Source organism: Snodgrassella sp. M0351 (assembly GCF_016100575.1).
Taxonomy (GTDB): Bacteria; Pseudomonadota; Gammaproteobacteria; order Burkholderiales; family Neisseriaceae; genus Snodgrassella; species Snodgrassella alvi.
This window is the reverse complement of the sequence record NZ_JACFSG010000001.1, coordinates 597,751-616,886: the sequence shown is the minus strand read 5'-3', so window position 1 is coordinate 616,886 and position 19,136 is coordinate 597,751. Positions and strand designations below refer to the sequence as shown.

The 19,136-nt window shown below is 39.3% G+C and carries 11 protein-coding genes; all 11 read right to left on the bottom strand.

What is annotated here, in order from left to right; all coding sequences use genetic code 11:
• Window positions 1–95: 95 nt before the first annotated feature.
• Window positions 96–815: a type VI secretion system lipoprotein TssJ gene (gene tssJ / locus H3V01_RS02580; RefSeq protein ID WP_084552745.1), complete on the bottom strand. Its 720-nt coding sequence runs from the start codon at window positions 813–815 to the stop codon at window positions 96–98.
• On the bottom strand, window positions 816–1,778 hold the full coding sequence (locus H3V01_RS02575) for a type VI secretion system baseplate subunit TssG (protein WP_025330514.1): 963 nt from the start codon (window positions 1,776–1,778) through the stop codon (window positions 816–818).
• Complete coding sequence (gene tssF, locus H3V01_RS02570) at window positions 1,775–3,535, bottom strand: type VI secretion system baseplate subunit TssF (protein WP_198185903.1); 1,761 nt, start codon at window positions 3,533–3,535, stop codon at window positions 1,775–1,777. The genes H3V01_RS02575 and tssF overlap by 4 nt, the downstream gene beginning before the upstream one ends.
• 9 nt (window positions 3,536–3,544) lie before the next feature.
• A complete protein-coding gene (locus H3V01_RS02565; protein WP_198185902.1) occupies window positions 3,545–5,122 on the bottom strand; it encodes a TssA family type VI secretion system protein in 1,578 nt (525 codons plus the stop codon).
• Window positions 5,112–8,354: an ImcF-related family protein gene (locus tag H3V01_RS02560; protein WP_084585986.1), complete on the bottom strand. Its 3,243-nt coding sequence runs from the start codon at window positions 8,352–8,354 to the stop codon at window positions 5,112–5,114. The genes H3V01_RS02565 and H3V01_RS02560 overlap by 11 nt, the downstream gene beginning before the upstream one ends.
• A 21-nt stretch (window positions 8,355–8,375) precedes the next feature.
• Window positions 8,376–9,497, bottom strand: a complete 1,122-nt coding sequence (locus H3V01_RS02555; RefSeq protein WP_084585987.1) for a hypothetical protein — start codon at window positions 9,495–9,497, stop codon at window positions 8,376–8,378.
• Window positions 9,484–10,122, bottom strand: coding sequence for a tetratricopeptide repeat protein (locus H3V01_RS02550; RefSeq protein WP_025330509.1), 639 nt, complete (start codon window positions 10,120–10,122; stop codon window positions 9,484–9,486). Before H3V01_RS02550 ends, H3V01_RS02555 begins: the two co-directional genes overlap by 14 nt.
• A 13-nt stretch (window positions 10,123–10,135) precedes the next feature.
• Window positions 10,136–10,909 (bottom strand): DUF4123 domain-containing protein, encoded by a 774-nt coding sequence (locus H3V01_RS02545; protein ID WP_078474588.1) that lies wholly within the window; start codon window positions 10,907–10,909, stop codon window positions 10,136–10,138.
• Between the two features lie 3 nt (window positions 10,910–10,912).
• Window positions 10,913–13,342 (bottom strand): type VI secretion system Vgr family protein, encoded by a 2,430-nt coding sequence (locus H3V01_RS02540; RefSeq protein WP_198185901.1) that lies wholly within the window; start codon window positions 13,340–13,342, stop codon window positions 10,913–10,915.
• A 536-nt stretch (window positions 13,343–13,878) separates the two neighbouring features.
• Window positions 13,879–18,282, bottom strand: a complete 4,404-nt coding sequence (locus tag H3V01_RS02535) for a T6SS phospholipase effector Tle1-like catalytic domain-containing protein (RefSeq protein ID WP_198185900.1) — start codon at window positions 18,280–18,282, stop codon at window positions 13,879–13,881.
• Between the two features lie 23 nt (window positions 18,283–18,305).
• Window positions 18,306–19,064 carry a DUF3304 domain-containing protein gene (locus H3V01_RS02530; RefSeq protein WP_198185899.1) on the bottom strand — a complete coding sequence of 253 codons (759 nt, stop codon included), beginning with the start codon at window positions 19,062–19,064 and terminating at the stop codon, window positions 18,306–18,308.
• Between the last annotated feature and the right edge of the window lie 72 nt (window positions 19,065–19,136).

Sequence of the window (19,136 nt, the reverse complement as noted above, 5' to 3'; positions counted from 1 at the left end):
AATTATTTGAGTTTAATTATTTAACTATTTACCATCAGAATATTTTAGCCATGATAAATTGTGTAGTCCGGTTATTGATATCATCAGACAATACTCTATTTTTTCTTATCAGGTAATACTTTTTCTATTTTCTTCGCTACTTTATCCTGAGCTTTCTGCATACCCTGCTGTTGTAATTTATCCATCTGCTCCTGCATAGCCTGCTGAGCTTTTTTAGCTATCTTTTCCTGTTTTTTCTTCTCTTTTGATGCTTTTTTCTGTGCCTTCTCCGCTTGTTTTTGTTGTTTGCGTAAATCCTTAACCTGTTTTTTAGATTTTAACTGAGCCTGTGCTCCTTCCACCAAAATATAATTATTCCTAAATAATTTTAAATCATCTATAGGAATTAGTATTTTCCAGGTTTTATTGTCAGACTCTGGCTGATTAAAGAAAAACACTAATCCCAAATATTGTGTTTTACTATCTATATCTCCTTTTATATTCTGTGTATCAAAAGGATAAATCATACGTATATCTTGTTTAACCAGTTCATCACTAAGAGCATTGTCTGCATTAGTAAGTAAATCATAATAACTGGCCTGATTAAATAGATTATTACTCTTTAATTGAAAAATTACCATTCTGAAGGTATTTTGCTGCGAATTATCTGTCTGGTTTAAAAGATGCGCAGAAACCACCTTGAAATCATAATGATAATGTTTTAGCTCAATTGCTTCTTTTCCTGTTTTGCGTACATCCTCATATCCTTGTTGCAATAATCCACAACCAGATAATCCTGTTAGTAAAATTAATACAGACAAGAAACGATAATTCATCTATAGCACTCCGAGAAAAATCGAAAATAGTGCACCAGCTTCTGGCTGCCCTGCAGTAACACCAGCTTTGATTATCTGCGGGTTACTGCCATTTAATTGTGCCTGAGGTAATAAATCAGCACTGATTTTTGCCACTAGCTCTACATCCAGAGCGCATCCCACATATTTCCTGACCAAAGTTTTTAAAACCGTTCGCACAGGCTGATTTTCATAAAGTAAACTTAATATTGCATAATCATTAAGTTTCACAGATATCCTTATTCTGCTATTGGCATCATATAAAAACCGGCCTAGCACAGCCGTATCAAAAGTTATTCCAGTACCTATAGATCGTTGAGGCACGGCATATTTGACAGCAATAAACTCATCTATGACTACCTCTCTGGCAGCAGGAATAACATATTGAACAATCTCTTTTAAACCAAATATATTTTTATTTTTTTTATTTAAATTTTTAATTACACCAAGATAATAACATGGATCAATATCTAATTTGCTCTTACCATGAATCAGTGTCAGTAATGCCCGTGAAAGACGATCTGAAGCATCCGGACGAAATTGAAAATCATAATGAAAACGTTTCCATATCTGGTAAAACATAGTCATCATACGGTGATGAAACATATCCAGAAAGGCTAACAGATTTTCCATCCCGTCTTTTTTTTCTGCACTTTCTGCTATGAGCCAGTTTGGCATGACACCATCTGTACCGATTAAGCCCATAAAGGTAGTAAACACAACCGGTAATTTATAATCATATACAGATTCAGGCAGAGACTGTTTTAGCTCACTTGCAGGAAAACCAAGATATGGCCATGCACAAAATTGAAGAGTTAATTCACTATCACTTTGCAAGTCAGGTACGCGTAAATTAACCTGATGTGACTCCAGTAAATGACAAAACTGAAAAAAATTATATGCCTCTGGAGCCAGCATTAATCTGTTAAATAAACTGACATTCATAAAATTTTTTCATCCACACTTACTGGCCAGCTCAATGTAATAGCTTCAGGCTGCAATATGACATTTACTTTTATAGCCAGATTTAATTGTGCATAAGCTATTAAATAACAGTTCAGAACATAAGCAAATAAAGCAGCATCTGCTTCATTGATAAATCCAGTACTATCCAGTTCGATATCGATTACCAAACATCTAATCATCATACCATGATGCATAATATGTTGAATTTCAGTCTGAACAGAGTGAATAGCTGCTATATTTTTTTCATTTGCCGCTGCTGTCGACCAGTTCAATAAACGCAAGCTATTTTTCAAAGTACCGGTATCTAAGGTAGCCAGATAATTATTACTCATCTCAAACAATAATTGCCATTGCTGATTCTTATAATCCGGCGGGTAATGTAAAGCTGTAGGTACCATTACCATTTGAGCATCTTTTACACCCAGTACAGGCGAATGCAGACTGAGTATTTTGTTATATTTAGTAATCTGGCGTGGTAGATTACCATTAGCGCCAAGAATACTGATTGAAAAAATCTCTTCTTCATCAGGTTGGATTTCACCACTAAAACTTATAAAATTATCATAATGATTGCCGATACCTTGACGTGAGCGGATATAATAATATGGTCTGTCTTTATCAAATATATTGAGCTGACGTTTACTATGCTTAAACTCATTAAAAGGCAAATAATATTTTCTTTTACCACTAATCTGGCTGAATGATTCCACCTCAGTAACTGCACATACCGTTACCTGATCCTTAACTGAAAACGTGGGTGACAATTTGTATTCAGTATGTAATGGAGAACGCACAACCGGTTCTGCCTCTAAATCAAACAAGTTAATTACAGGTACACAAAACAGTTTTAAATAATTGCGGTTAAACACTAGCTCCAGCGGAAAATCCCGTTTTAAATGAAAATTTACCAATAGCTCATGTTTATCATTATTAAAATCTTTTTCACTTAGATTATTTAGTTCAAAAAAAAGAAACTTTTCTTTAAACAGGAAATATTCCATCACTAAATCATGTTCATTTGCCTGCCGGTTCTGTAACCATGTAACTGAATCATAATTAAAATGTGTTCGCTGTAATTTTAGCTTATGATTTATGATGTTTAAATCTTCATCAGTAGTAATATGTGACAAATAATTTGTCAGATAATGATAAATACTCAGTCTGGTTTCTATTTCACCAACAAGATGAAACTTGAGTGAAAAATTGTCTGGTAAACGAATATTCTGACCCGCATTCGTTTGACGAAGTTGTAAACGTAACTGGATGACAGATTGTCCGATATCATTATGTACAAGGCGGAAATCATTTATTTCAACAGGATAGATATCAACTGATTGAGTTGTCCGGTATTCACACGATATACCTGTATTGGTATCAACAGCAGTTTGCAGTATCAAACCAGCAGGAATATGCTGATCATTCGTATAAATCTCTTCATTTAACATTAATTGCACTATCGACATAGAAGCAATAGGCTGAAGATGATGTGGCCATAGTAATGCTACAGAGCTCTCAGTTAACTCTGGCATATCATCATCAATTTTTTGATACAATTTTGCAGCTAAAAAAGCAAATCCTTCAAATAATCGCTCCACCATCGGATCCCGCTCAAGGGAATCCTGCATTTTTAAATACTGTGCTGCATCAGGATGAACCTCAGCAAAATCTTCACCGGCCTCTTTCAGATAACGCATTTCCGCTTCATAATAACGCAGAATATTGTCTTTTTTTTCCATATTTTTCATTTACCTATACAACAATTGATGCGCCAGAAACGGATTGAGTAACACCAGTTCTTTTTTCAGCTCTTCAATTTGTCCAGCTATAAACTCTTTATTATTACCTTTGATAGTGATAAATTTTTGCTGTAAAAGCTTTAACAACTCTTGTTTGATCTGAAAAGTTAATTTTTTATTCCATTCAAATAATGGTTGCTGTGAAAAGGGCTGATTAAGCTTTTCCAGCAGAGATATTGCAAATTCTGTTTTGCCACTTTTAATAGCTAATCGGGCAAGTAAAAATTGTTTGTAGTATAACTGCTCAAGCCCTTCATCAAATTGCACAGTAGACAGCCATTCCATCGTTTTATCAAAACCCTGCTCTGCCAGAATTACAAATGCCTGTGCGTCAATATCTTCGGTTGATGTAAGCTTATTATCGGAAGACAATTGCATTTCTTCTACATTTTGCTGCTGAAAACGTGCATGAACTGCAATCCAGTCTAAAGCCTCACCGGAAGCAAAAGGATGATTATCATTAAAGGATAATGTTTCGAGTCCGGGTACACGGTTAAGCAGAAAAGCCATATCACTGCACAGCATATCAGCCCATACATTTGCTTCAGGTGCCAAATGCTGCATTGCATTCCAGCTCAGATATTGCAAATCAAGATAAAAGTGATTGGAAGCCTCCATAAAACCGGCATGGCATTGTTCTAATAATCCGTTCCACTCTTTACGCTGATACAATGTCTGTAAGCGATTTATCAGTTCCTGTCTCGGAGGAGGAATTTTTGTCAGTCCGTCCTGATGCAAAGGTAACTGCTCAAGCATATCCCATCGGAACTGACGCAATAATCTGTATGATGCATAGGGTTTCTGCTCTTTATCGGCAATGAACTGCCCTACAGTTTTCATTGTCTGCATCAAATCCTGAAAAGAACGTAAAATTACTTCATCATTATCAGTACTATTATTCTGGTTTGAATTATTATCAGTAGTTACTGAATCAGCTTGATTAATAGCTGCCTGAGTTTCACCAGCAGGCACAGGTAATAAGCTGAGTAAGCCATTGAGCTCATCTACTGTCGCTTCAAATTGTGCAGAAAAATTTTCCTGAATCAGCTCACATAATATGGTAATTACCTGATATTCGTTTGATGATAATGTACTTTGGCACAATAAAAATGCATCTTCCATTTTTGTGCCGCCCAGCCAGCGAAACATCGTTTTAATAAGGGTGATACGTTGGGGCTGAAAAGTAGGCGTATATATTGCCTGCATTCCATATATTAATAATAAACCTTTAATCAGTCCCTGAAAGGCTTCACGACGAAACAATACATAAGTCAGATATACCGCTACGCGAATATCCTTACCTACGTTCTGGCAAAGATAATTGGCCGCGTCTTCAATTTTACCCAGCTGAATATCACTGACCTTTTCCAATTCCTGTCGGATATCCAGAAAAGAATCGTGATGTGTAACATCTTCCATCTCACCTTCCACAGGAACAAGAAGATATTCAATACTATCCCATAAAGGTTTTATATCTTCATAGATTTTCCGCTTCTGGAGAACTTTCAGTGCTGCACTAATTTGCATCTTGATCCACCTTGAAAACCTGTTGCGGCAAACTCGCCCCTTTTAACTTCAATAATGTAATCAGGTCGTTAGTTTGTAAATTCTTTAGATTCATTTCTACAACCCTATTTTTTATTGTCCACTTAAGATGATAAGTATCATCATCATTTTTGCGTGCCTGAGCCTTTTCAAGTAAACGCAAAATACTCAAATCACCAACTACTTCAAGCTGAGCAGTCTTATCTGTCACATCAGACCACTGAATTGAAGCCTTTTTATCGGTACTATCACTAACAGACCAATTCACTTTATGCCAGAAAGATTTTTCATTATAAAATTGAATTTTCTGTTTATTAAAATTAAATGTAATCTGTTTAACTTCGGGAGTTGGCAATGGCATTATTTCAAAAGAAGCGGTATTTGAGCCATCTGAAACAAATTCTAGTAACTGATTTAATTCATTTAAACCAGTTACAAACTGATCATCAATCTGAACCTGATCCATTACAGCAGGATTAACAATCCACTGATTACCAACAAGATTCAGAATTTTATTTAAATATTGCTGATTAAACTGTGCAACAACACCCTTTTGCGGATCAATAAATTTCTGTAATTCAGGCAAAGAGACATCGAGATTGCTGGAAGGATTCAGTGGATAACGATTAGCAAAACGAGAATTCCATTGCGAAACCACCATCTGCTGCCACAATGCATTAATATTGTTTAAAGCCGGAAGCAAAATTGCTTTTTTAGCATCAGCAAAAGGATAAGTAAGTAAAGTGTGCCCGATATCCTGCCATTCCTCTCCCAGATTAGCTACTTGTAAGTTGATAGATTCTTCAGCTTTAGCCAGATTAGAACCATCATCACTATTCAAAATAGTATTGAAAGAAAGCTGTGAAGCAGAGGCCTGATTATTAGCTCCCTGAACTTTCTGTACTTCAAGATACATAGCCAGCAGATTTTCCTGATACTGATCCAGTTTACGGCTGGGTTGCTTATTCCTATCTTCAACTGTTTTAATCAAATCTACAATTGGTTCAAATTCCTGTAAAACTCCTTTGCCTTTTTCAGTCCGGTCTTCCGGATATCCGATACTGGCATTAAACTGAATGGCTGTTAGTAACTTAACAAGTACTGAATTCTTTTTATCTGAATATTTTTTCAAACGATCCATCTGTTTATTCAGACCAGTAACCGGTACCCACTGTATACCAGATAAAAATTGTGTCCATGCTTCAAAATAATCCTGCTTGTACAATGCCATTATCTGTTTACGGATATCCGTATTTTCGTTGCTTTGTTCAGACTCATTCAGCACCCATGAACCATTTTTAAAATGCTCAGGATTAAGTTTATCAATTTCCGGTTTAAACCATTCGTTCCATGCACGTGCAGTAAATGCACCATGCAATTTATTCTTATTTGTCCAGAATTGAGTGCTATCTTTGCCAGCCAGCTGCACTAAATCAATATCCCTATATTTTTCTAATGCAGAATCCAGCATATTCTGATAAATAACAACATCCTCCTGCTGCTGATTAACAATATTATTCAATACTCCCCGACTTTCTGCCACCAAAGCAGAATCTTCATTCAGAAACCAGCTTCGATGTTTCATCATATTCCGGGTATAAAATCTGAATATATTCTGAGCAGCATCGGCTTTTTGTAAGCCTTGTGTCCGATATAGGCGTGATAAATAATCACTTAGAAAAATATTATCCAGACGTTTAGGTCGACGTAACATTAAATATGCTTTCAGAGCATTAAAACCTTCGTCCAAAGCAACTGCATTACTGGTTTGTTCTGCAATTTTCTCTGTTTCCGCCGCATTTGTTTCAATTACGTTAGGTAAAGTCTGAAGCTGCTGTAAAGAACTCAGAACCAGAATAATCTGTTGATCAGCGGGTTTTATCAGCCATTTTTTTGCAGCATTACCATAAGTTACAAATGCTTTATTCAGCAAAATATCATCATGATTGAATCCAAGACGACGGTAAAATGGTTTCGGAACATTATTTATCAATGCAATATGATGTTGTAAACTGAGTATAGAATTAATCGCATTGTTGCTGCCCGAAGATTTATTCACGCTGGTGATTTGGTTTCGGAATGACTGTGCCTGCCTGTAATTACTGGTAAAAGCATACAGAATCATTAAAAAGGTTACAGTACAGATTACCAGACCGGCTTTGGCCAGTCGCTGAGTAGCGGGCTGTAGAATCAATTTAGCAGGTTGCTGATTTAACTGCTCTGCCACCATCGCCCATGTTTCCCACCAGTTACTCTGTTTAGCCTGTATAGCCATACCAGTAAACCAGGGTTGCTGCTGTTCAGAATAATTTTCAGCCGGATTTAATTTAGTAATAGCAATGGAATCAATCAGAGACAAAAACTGTCTGTCCCGGCTTTTTAAAAAAGCCTGAATAAATAAATCCTCAGCTTTAATTTTGATATCTGAAACAATATTTTCTGTTGGCAATGACCAGGTAAAAACCTGATTAAGAGGAAATTTATTTAAATCAATCTCACTTTGAAATACATGGATAAACGGAATTTTCCAGTTTAACAGCTGATAAAATTTTTCCAGCCAGACTGAAGTAGTATCGTGAGTAACCGGAGTTTTGTTACTTTTCATATCACGCAATATTATTAATCCATCAAAAGGACAATGATATTTGCCGCGAAAAGCCGGTATGGATTCAATTTCATCCACATCATTAATCAATACCAGATAAACATTGTCAACCTGTACCCACCCTGTACGCTGTAGCTGCTCACTCACGTCGCTGAAAGCATCCGGTTCACCATGTACTGCAAGAATATAACAGCGATTTAAAATAGATAAAGGATATTTCTGATCCAAATAATTCTGAAAAGCCACCAAATTCTGCTGTGCAGGACTTTCACGTGTATATTTCGAACGCTCAATAAAGCGGATTGTCCGTTCCTGCCCGTCAATAACCACAAAAATACGCCAGAATAATGGCAGTATAATGCAGAGAAATAAACCGGCCAGTGCCAGTATTATCAAATGAAATTTATGATTTTGCAGCCATTTTTTATCATAATACCAATATAAAAATGCAGTTAATCCGCAGATAAGTATCAACCAGAGGAAACTGCATAATAACCATAATTTGAGAATTTTAGGGCGCTGGGTAATTTTCTGATTCACCTGCGCTAATTTGGATAATTGGCTATTTACACGTGAACTGAATTGTCTTAACGGGTTCCACCTTAACATAAACGCGCCTGTAATTGAATTTTACTTAACCTGGGAAGCAGGTATTATCTTTTCTTTATGATTAAATAGTACTACATAGGAATGTTTATGCGCCTGATAAACTGCCAGCAGCAATTGCATCCAGTCACTCGTATACTGTAATTTTTGAAAAAAATCCGGTTTATCTATACTATACGGCAAGATTTCATAATCTTTTGCAGTTAAATCTTCAGTCAATTCTTTTATTTCCGGCTGAGTTACTTCTTGTGTATGGCTTTCAATCTGGAAACCAGAAACTTTTTCAGTCATGGCTGTAAAAAAATAATCCTGATCCATACGCCACATTTGTGTATCAAAAGCTCGCTGTATTTTTGCTATTTTTCCTTTTCGGGCAAAAATCATTGCCAGATACAATTCAAACTCAGGCTGACACTCAAACCCGAGTAATAGAATTTTTTGATAAAGTTCTTCCTGAAAACGGTCAATAATCCAGTTTAAATCCTCAAACTTAACATAATAATCCGGTACCGCCGGACAATATCCGCCTTCAGCAATAACAAGCTCCCTAAATACCAGCCAGCTTTCTCTGTCTGCTGCCCATAGCCATAAATACTGTGTATATTGTTCAGTAAAATATTCTTTTGAAGATAATATCTGAACCAGTTGTGATAAAACAATATGCAAACGGTCAGAATAAACAGAAGAATTGCTCTGAACCGGTATTTCCATACTCATTGATTCAAATACAGATTTCTGCCGCTCTTCTGGAGACAGTCCTAGATATGTATAAAAATCGGAAGCATGATTTAACTGGCCGCAGTGCAATATTACCTCTTCCAGTACCATATATTCCGACCAGTACTTTTGATTATTCAAAATTTTTTCATTATAAACAAACTGATTATTACGCTGGTAAATTAACCATAACTGATACCAGATACAGCGCACCAGCAGAAGTAAAGTTACTATTACTACTGCCGGCATTACAGATATCATCCACTTTTGCCAGTGTACTGTGATTTCCAGTCCGAAATGGGTAATAATTGAATCTGCATATTTTTTATTAATACCAATTGCCAAAGCATATAAGGCCAGCCACGCAAGCCAGCGAACTGGTCTTGGCGGCAGCCATGTAGTCTGACGTTGTATACTATTCGTAATCATGCCAGCCTAAATAATCTAACATAATATCCATAGGCGGTTTTTTACTCTTTACCTGATGCAGGGCTTTAAAAACTACTTTACCCTGCTCAATTTCCGCTTTGGTCATTTTGGTTTCAACTACAGCAAGATTATGCGGTGCTTCTCTGTCTTTAAGAATCGCAGCACTGGCAAACAAAGCCCATGCAACAGAAATATTTTTGGGCAGAATTTCGCCATTAAGGGCCATCACCCCCAGATTGTTCATGGATTTGCCGTCACCTCTGTTCAGACCATTAAAATAATAGCCCATCGCCTTGCCCCAATCCTTTTTTACACCTAATCCGCGCTCATACAATACGGCGAGATTACCATTGGCTTTTACATTGCCTTTTTTTACAGCCTGTTCATAATATTTTGCTGCGGTAGCATAATCCTGCGGTACACCCAAACCCATTTCATACAGCGTACCCAAACTGTTATATGCCCGTGCATCATCATTTTCATTAATGGCTTTCTGAAATAAAACTAAGGCTTTATCATATTGCCGGTTTTGAGCAGCAGCAGCGGCATCATCATATGTACCCGCCCAGGCCATTTGTATCAAAGCAAAGCATAAACAAAATGCTGTCAATATACGTCGTAACATCTTTCAGCCTTTCCTATATAATTTTCTGCAAATTATTCCTAAAAAACTGAACACGTTCTTCCTGGCTTAAAATCAATCTGGTATCAGCTTCCGCAGCAAGGACATATAGCTGGTTAATTAACATCCTTTCACCGCCATACTCATCTGCATCCAAAGCAATACCATAATTACGCCGGTAATTATATGCATCAGCCCATAACAACAAAGTATCATACTGTTTTTCAGTAAAAACAAAACCATTTACATCAAATTCATTCTGATCACACTGCGGATAATCGGCCTGATAAATTACCCACTCTCCGGAATCATCAACAAAAAACCAGCGCAACATATATTGATGCAGCCAGTTTTTTTGTGAATTTGTTAACACCATGTTAACCGGATCAAACATATCTGGTGCATAAAATCGAAGTAATCCCTCTTTTTTACCCCATTTCACTTGCATGGCACGGCGAAGATGAACTTCTAAAGTACCAAAAGGATAGTTGCTGTTGAAAGCCAGCAAGCGATTATTCATATGAGTAATTTCACATATTTTTTCCAGTATTTCCCGATGGTTTTCATTCCTGATATCAAGTGCCAGCAACAGCGGCCCTTCTTCCTTGATATGAGATTCGGGTGTTTGCTCAAATAGCAGAGAATACTGCAATGCCGGCTGCCAGTTTTCTATGGCAGCCAGAAGAGGATAGTCACAAGTACATAAATCGATAATCAGAAAAAGAGTTTTCTCATCAGTCTCGTTAGTAAAATTGATAAATTGTGCCAGCACGTCACGATAAGTATTCATTGATTATCTCTCTACAATGCCAACACCTTGTGCACGTGCCTTGCGCAAGCACTCAAGACAAACTGAACCAGGTAATTCCGGTAACGGGAAATTACCGCCCTGTGGCCCCTGAAACTGATGATTACCTTTATATTCAATCGGACCGGGGCTGTACAGGCTGATTTTTCCGCCTTTAATTTCTATATAAGCACCACCGCTGGCCAGCTTGATACCGCTTTTTGCATTAACCAGTACCTCATCACCTACAGACTGAACAGAGATTTTTTTCGCCGCAGTAATTTCCACTGCGCTACCATGTGAAGCCAGACGCGCAGTTTTCTTGCCGGCTACCAGATTTAAATCTTCTGTCTGAGCCAATACCTGTACAGATTTGACAGCAGTTTGTGTAATGTTTTCACCGGCACCGGTAAATACATCTTTACCCGCCTGCTGATGAATATCCTGACCAACACTGTTAAGAATAGATTTTGGTGAAACCTGCGCCATTCCGGCAACTGCACTGGTTAAAATAACCGGTTTTTCCAGATAAGCACAGTTTTCACCTAAATCAGATAATGTCTCTAATCTGGGTTTGATTGAAGTATGCTTGGCTGTCACGTCGGCAAGATGACTGGCCTGACTGAGTGCACCTTCAATTTCTTTGACTGCTACCGTACGATCCATTTGCATGCCGTTGGCGGCAGCCTGATTTTCAGTAGTCAGATATAATGCTCGTGCAGAACGCAAAGCTCCCCAGCCATCAGTTCGCAGCTCAAAACCTTCTCCACGCTTATCCCGTCCGCTGTCTACCAGATGCCCCAGATTAAGCTGGGTTTTATGGTACTCAGTAGCCATTTTGATATGTTCATGACCGCTGAGGTCTTCCATGCGGATTTTATTATTTGCCCAGGTACGAATTACATTACGGGTACGCCATGTATTCGGAACATGATCCGGCTGAGTGCTGGTATGTAAAACGCCAATAATATACGGCCGGTCGGGATCACCGTTCTGAAAAGCCAGCTGTACTTCTGTACCTACATGCAGCGGAAAATGCTGCCCGTACTGCCCGCCCGCATAAGGCTTAGCCAGACGGATGGGTCTGCTTTCACCACCCGGCTGCCAGCCATCCATATCCAGATTAAACTTAACGATGTAACGACCCATCTCATCAACCCATGCATATGGCCCCTGGCCGGCATCACAGATGGTTCCCGGTATCGTTCCGTCTATAATCGGGTGTTTAATCGGCTCCGGACGCCACTGGCTGTCTGAGGGTATAGCAGAGAATGAATTAATGTAATCTTCATCGCGCGCACCAGAATGATGAACACTGACCAGCAGCCACTGACGAATATTGCCTACTCTGGCATCAGAGGAAAATCCCATGGTAAAACCGGGAGCAAAGCTCTGAACATTACTTTTACCAGTGGCCAGAATATGGCGGGATACAGAATGCTCATGCAAAATTCGGGCATATTCCTGCGCCTGCCCGCTATCTTTATGATGAAAAAATCCGTAGATATAAGGCTGACCAAATGCTGCAGGCTGCTGCTCATTAAAGCCGGCTTTGCCTAGCAGACTGTTATTAGCATCCCGATAGTTATAATCTTTAATCTGTACACTTTCATACTGAGCTTTATAGCGAACATGAAATTCGGATACAGAATATTTTGCCATCAGCCCCTGCATTAATTGCTGTTTCAAATTATCCTTGATACCCTGTGCCGTAGCATTCACATCAAATGAGAGCTGCGCTTCCAGTTTGCTTTCCAGCCCCTCCAGATCACTTTCTAAACCAGCATCCGGTTTGAATGGTAATGCCTGCTGCCGCAGCTGAATATAATGGCTTACATCATCAGCTACAGAAATTACTTCATTGGAAGCTGTCTGTGTAAAGGTAAACCATAATCCTTCACGAGCCAGTACACGCTTAATAAATGCATAATCGGTTTCCCGATACTGCATGCGATGTTCATAGCGCGGTAACGAACGGGATGATTTCAGCAGAAAATCTTCACTGGCAAAACCATGATGACGCAGAATTTTCTCAACAATACTCAGTGCCGTCTCATTCTGAAACAGCCTTGTGGTAGTAATACGGTTCAGTAAAGCCAGGCGAGGCACAATAGTAAATCGATAGCAGGTTTCATCAGCACTGGTTGCTATCTGTTCCGCACTCTGAATAACACCATGCCAGCGCCGGTTGTCAGAATCATCGAGCTGCTGCCGAGACACCTGCATCACTCCGCTCCAGTCAATATCCGGAGCCATCTCAAACATTACACGCTGATGAATAAAATTTTCCAGAGGTAAGTCAGCAGCTATATGCGTTGCTTCAAGCTGTAACACGTAATAATCATCCAGCTTTTCTTCCAGATTGAATCTTCGCACCGAAAACTGGTCAAAATTAGCCAGATTTGCGTTCAGTTTCAGATAATAACGCTGTTGCATTTAATCACCCTTTATTAAACCTTTATACATGACTGACAGTTCTGTTTCCGTATCAGCCGATATAGTGCTGATACGGAAAAATATTCCCGCATACAGGTTACTGACTACAAAATTTAAAAAATCAATACAATTGAAAATATATATTTACTCAATTTATATACAGTCCAGTCTGCCGTATACTGCCAACTTTATTCCCGCATGAAATTCAAAAGCAAAACAAAAATATAATATCAGATTCAATCTACACTTGTTCACAGATTCGGTTAGTTTTCACAGCAGCCAGCCAAATCCGATTTGAATCTGAAATCACTTTTCAGGATTATAAGATGTAAATATTTTTGAAATTTACATCTAACTGATTTAATAATTTTAACACAAAAATACTTATTTTATATATAAATCAACTTTTCAGTTATTTGTGCAACACTATTCATCATTTTTGCTTCTTATGATTCAAAACCAAATCAGATAATATACTTTCACCTTTGCACAGTTTTATCAGACCGGCAGAGAAATAATCATGCCGGTCGTAAGCCTCAGACAAGCCAGCTTTCCAGCACTTTGGCCATTAGCTGCAAACGGTATTTCGGTAATGATTGCAGTTCAGCCGGAACATTTCCGCTGCGCAGTTGCTGTACCAGCTGAATAATTTCTGTCTGGCTGCGGTTAGCAATATTTTCCGGTAAGAATTCATTCAGCTCCAGATCCGACATTCCCATACTGTTTAGTGTAGTTTTGCTGATGTTATTTACTGCCTGGTCAGCAATATCACCCTGCGCATTTCGGTAAAAGACCTGTGCAAGCGTCTGCGGATCATTGACGCCATTGTGCATAAGCGATACGGTAGCCTGAGTCTGCTGCAGCAGATTTTGCTGATATTGAGCAATTTGATTACTCAGATAATCTGCCATAGATTGCGGATTAATATCCGCTAGTTGCTGTTGCGCCGGTAATACATTTACCAAACTGCCATTCGGAACCGTTATATTTCCGGCTTGTATGGCATTTTGAGCTCCATTTAAAGCCTGACGGGCTTTATCCAGATTACTGAGATTGTTTAGATTTAATCCTTTCACCAGTTGCGGATCAAGCTGCTTGAGTATTTCCTGAGCATGCTCCAGCGCACTGGCGTCCCCGCTACTACCCGACGATTCCAGTAATGATTGCAGCTGATTAATATTTTTATCAATTTTGCTAATCATTGTATTTAGCTGTTGTTCAAGCTGAGCGGCTGTTTCGGCACCGCCAGCCTCGGCCTCATTGGCTTGTGCTTCGCTTGCCTTAGCCATTGCTGCTGCCTGGCTTTGTGTTAATTCAGCCTGTTTCTTTTGTTTTTCAGCTTCGGCAGCTGCTTTAAGCGCAGCCTTTTGTTCCTCCAGCAGCTGGCGAATCTGCTGTAGATTTTTTATTGTTTCATCGCCATATTTTGCTATTTCCTGAGTAATCTTATCTGCAAAATCACGTCCGTTCCATTCAGTTAGTTTTTCATGGGCTTCTTTTATTTTCTGAATTGATTGCTGCGAATTCTGATACAGATTATAAATATTTTTAATATTTTTACCGTTAAGTATAATTTTACCGGTATCAGGATTGACTGCAATCGCATCAAATCCGTTAATCAGTGCTTCATATGCTTTGCGTTCATTTTCTGTTACAAAAAATTCAGGGTTATTGAGTCCTAACAAAATATAGGCCGGATTACCATAGCGGATAGACATATAAGCACTGCGAGCAAGACCGGCGATACCAATAAGATTATTCTGCAACATTAGCGGTGTAATCTGTTTATTAGACGTTGAACCACTGAATACAAGCCGGTGTGCAAAATAACTGGTAAATGGTTCACGGTCATTCAATATTGAATGCATGTATTTGGCACGCGAATCATGAATCTGTTCGTCAAACAGCGTAACTATTTTTCCGAATGTTTTGGAATACTGCTCCGGTGTTTTTTTAATTTTATCCATTAATACCGTTACATCACGCTTATCTTTGCTATTAAGCCGTTCCCAGACGCTGGATAAAATTGCCAGAGCATTATCCTTGCCGGATACCTTTTCCGGCTTTTTGCCAGACTTATCTTTTGCGGCTTCTGCTTTTTTCTTACCCTTATTAATTTTATCTTTTACTCTGTCTAATATAATGCCTGTAGCTACAGCGCCAATATCCAGATTTTCAAACAGCCCGTCAAAAATAGAACCAGACTTATCCTTTTTATTAGATGATACTATCGGCGGTGTTGCTCCCGTTGCTACCGGATCACCTTCAAATCCATCATCCTGAGAAGGAGGCGGAGGCGGAGCTTTTTTTTCATTTTTTGCCGGATCTCCAAAATAAAGCTTATCGCCTTCTTCATGTATATTTTTAAACTCAGCCGCCTCATCTACATTATTGAGCATATAAATACTGCCGGCAAAAGTTTTCATTAAGAATCCTAATGACAGGAAAGATTCAAAACGAAACTCATGCAGATAATCTGCTTTGAATTCTTTGGCACTTTCCAGCATATCCCAACCATCATTCACCGGATCATAATTTTTATTAATCATGCCATTTAAAAAATCATCGCGTTTTTCTGCCGGTATGTCTCCCAAACCGGCCTGCTGCCATAATTTATCATCATCTGCAATTGAATCAGATGATGCCGGCACTAAACCACCGGAGGCATTAGAAAGTTTTTCATTTGCCTCTTTGCGCCCCTGAGCAATGATTTTTTCCCGTGCGCTAACCTGTTCAGCATCTTCTTTTTCTCCGGCAGATCCTTTTTTGCGTGTAATGGCCAGCCCCAGAAATGTAGCATAACCATCTATTCCGTCTTTAACCCAGCGCAGAATCCGCCAGGCCGTAATATGATGAACCTGCTTCTGCAAACTCTTCGTGATATTGTCGAGAACAGTTGTTTCCAGCCAGGCATTAAACCGCTCTACCATTTCAGGTTGTGTGTCAAATTCCTTAATAGTATTTTTATTCATTTTCTCATAACGTTTAAGCTGAAATTTTGGCTTTTTTTTCATTTGAGAACTTAAACTTGGATGCTCTGCCCAAACTTGTAAAGGCATGCCATGCTGCCAGCAGCGTTTATACATATCATGCAAAGTTATCTGAGCTACTACATGCCCCATACCAAAGTTACTTTTAAACTGTGCACCCGGCGGATAGCCGCCGCCTATATCCGCATGGACACCAGGATAAGTATACTCACGAAACTCAGCGCCGCCACCACGCGGATAACCGCCGTCAATACAGATACTTTCAACGGAAAAACTTCTGCGCTGTTCATGCCCGGCCACAAAGTGATAGCAGCTTTTTACAAAGCGCGCAGCCGCTGCCTGTTCCAAAGACATGGTGCCATGCGCCCAGCCAAAATGACCACTAATCAAGGAAGTTAGCGGAGACATACCTACATTGGCTACCGTATCGAACAAACCAGCCATTTCGATATAGATCGGGATACCTCTAAGCTTAAGATAGATAAATTCAGGTTTAGGTTCAGTCTTCTTATCATCCTTGCGATTGGCATTGATATTGGCAGACTGATTCAGACTGGCCGTGGTATTGGCTCCGTTAACCGGACCGCTGTTGTTTGAATTTTTATTCGTACCATTATTATTGTTTTGCTGATTACCCGTATTATTGCCCGGGGCTTTAGGCGGCGCTGACTGCGACCCTTGTCCCGGCTTGGCTCCGTTCTGTGTTGTATTCGGTTTAACGCCACTGCTAGCCGCTTTTTCCTCTTCTATCGCCTGCTTTTGAGCTTCTGCCTTTGCTTCTGGATATTTACGATAGTACTCGCGTAATTCTTTTCGTTGCTGGCGACGCTGTTCCATCAATTTTTCCAGCTGTTTTTTTGCATCGGCATTCTCCGGACGCTCCAGCAAGTATTCCAGCAGCCAGTTAATAAAAGTACGTCCCTCAGCCGCTCCGCGTGAAAATCCGATTACATACAGTTTGATTGCCTGTGGTAATGGCTGATTACTGTTGGCAAAAACCAGCGAGTCTATATACTCATCAAGCTGGTTTTTACGGCCAATTTTTGAATCCATGCCTTTAATCATTTTTTGCGCTGTTGTTAATAATAAAGGCTTTTCATTAAAAACTTTACATAGACCAAGTGTGGCGCATAAGCGTGTCAGTGCCCAGTTAATCCGCGACTGCCCATAGCGTGCAAACATCTCACCACTGAAACCCGGATCCAAATCACCGATTTCTTCAAAACGCGTTCCCACGCCTTGAATATAATGTTTAAACCAACCATTTTCTATCATAGGCGAACTATAGCTAACCTCACCCGGTGTTCCTCCTGCTCCCATACAGGCATGGAATAAACGTGCTACATTACTGGTACGAGGATAGGTATACGCAGCTATCATTTTGGCTTGCGGTGCTGCTTTTTCCTGTTTTTTCAGTTCATCTTCAGTAGGTGCTTCGGCACCGCTGACTACTTTATCTGCCTTTTCATGATTATTGGTACCATCAAAGAAAAAACTGATTTTAATGATTTTCTGGCACGGCTTGTCCTCTTTAGGACCCTTATAAAAGCAATCACCTCTATTTTCCTGAATTACCTCAATTGAAGCCGGCAGGCGCCCGCCCGGCTCAGTTGGAAAAACCTGTGGCTTATGCATAACCGGCCAGTCAAAATCAATATCTTTCAATGGTGGTAACTCATCCAGTACCCCTTGAACTGCATCTATGCCTTTTTGAGCTATCTCACCTATACCTGTGCCAATCTCTCCTATTTTTTTACCGGCTTTATTAATTACTTTTCCGATAGCACTGGGTTTATCATTCGGGTCGTCGGTATTGACTTCGGGACGGTTTAAACCAAATATATCTTCTACCATATGTCCCAAATTAAACTGCTTATCGATATTTGAAGATTTAGAGCTGCCATTGGCTTTTGGTTTACTATCATCAGGCTGTTTTGCATTATCAGTCATAATAATCTCCCTTATTAATAAAATTATTGTACTTTACTGCCACTTACCGGTAATTTGCCTTCTGCTTCCAGTTGCTTGATATAACGCGGTAAGATTACCTGCGGAATATTTTTACGTTCCGCTTTCACTGCATCCATTCTGGCTTTGTTGCGGCGATAATCTGCCATCGATTTAACACTTGGGCGTGGCGTACACAATTTCTGGCTTTCGGCAAACAGTTTGTAATGCATTGGTGTATTACGACCTTCTTCTATCGTCCCATAAGTGATAAATAACTGATTGCAAGCAAGAAAATGTACCGTAATATTTGCTACTTTACCAAAATCATCTCCGGCTGATGGTGGTGGTGGTGGTAAGGGTATTTCTGCTGAATAATATTCATCATACTGATCAATTATTCGTTTTTCTTCTTTATCTAAATTCACTCCTGCGGTATTTAGCATTCTTGGCACCCATCCCGGATAAGGTAATATTTTCCAATTAATTTTCATAGTCATGCCTGGTGTCCATTTTGCTCTCAGTGCCGCTGCACCACAGGTAGCTCCTCCTCCATAACGTCTTTTACCAACTTCATAATCATCAACACCTGGTGTACCCGGAATACATCCTCCTCCGATACTACCCCCGCTCACATTTTCATAATTGTATTCATAAGCTTCAACAGGTGCGGCATACATGCGGTTTTTACCTGAGGTTATGCCAACAAAAGGTTCGAAATGGCTGGTACAACCCATTAATTCGATTGTTGCCAGTATCGCCAGCCACATCCATGTTTTTTTCATCTCTTCTGCCTTTCTTGTATTTATATATTTATAGTTATTGCTGACTTTTAAAATTCTATCTACCTATATCCT

Bases quoted from the DNA above. Each gene is read 5' to 3' on its own strand.
- tssF (WP_198185903.1), bottom strand. From the start codon at position 3,535: ATGGAAAAAAAAGACAATATTCTGCGTTATTATGAAGCGGAAATGCGT.
- H3V01_RS02545 (WP_078474588.1), bottom strand. From the start codon at position 10,909: ATGAATACTTATCGTGACGTGCTGGCACAATTTATCAATTTTACTAAC.
- H3V01_RS02575 (WP_025330514.1), bottom strand. From the start codon at position 1,778: ATGAATGTCAGTTTATTTAACAGATTAATGCTGGCTCCAGAGGCATAT.
- tssJ (WP_084552745.1), bottom strand. From the start codon at position 815: ATGAATTATCGTTTCTTGTCTGTATTAATTTTACTAACAGGATTATCT.
- H3V01_RS02555 (WP_084585987.1), bottom strand. From the start codon at position 9,497: ATGATTACGAATAGTATACAACGTCAGACTACATGGCTGCCGCCAAGA.
- H3V01_RS02560 (WP_084585986.1), bottom strand. From the start codon at position 8,354: ATGTTAAGGTGGAACCCGTTAAGACAATTCAGTTCACGTGTAAATAGC.
- H3V01_RS02565 (WP_198185902.1), bottom strand. From the start codon at position 5,122: ATGCAAATTAGTGCAGCACTGAAAGTTCTCCAGAAGCGGAAAATCTAT.
- H3V01_RS02530 (WP_198185899.1), bottom strand. From the start codon at position 19,064: ATGAAAAAAACATGGATGTGGCTGGCGATACTGGCAACAATCGAATTA.
- H3V01_RS02550 (WP_025330509.1), bottom strand. From the start codon at position 10,122: ATGTTACGACGTATATTGACAGCATTTTGTTTATGCTTTGCTTTGATA.
- H3V01_RS02535 (WP_198185900.1), bottom strand. From the start codon at position 18,282: ATGACTGATAATGCAAAACAGCCTGATGATAGTAAACCAAAAGCCAAT.
- H3V01_RS02540 (WP_198185901.1), bottom strand. From the start codon at position 13,342: ATGCAACAGCGTTATTATCTGAAACTGAACGCAAATCTGGCTAATTTT.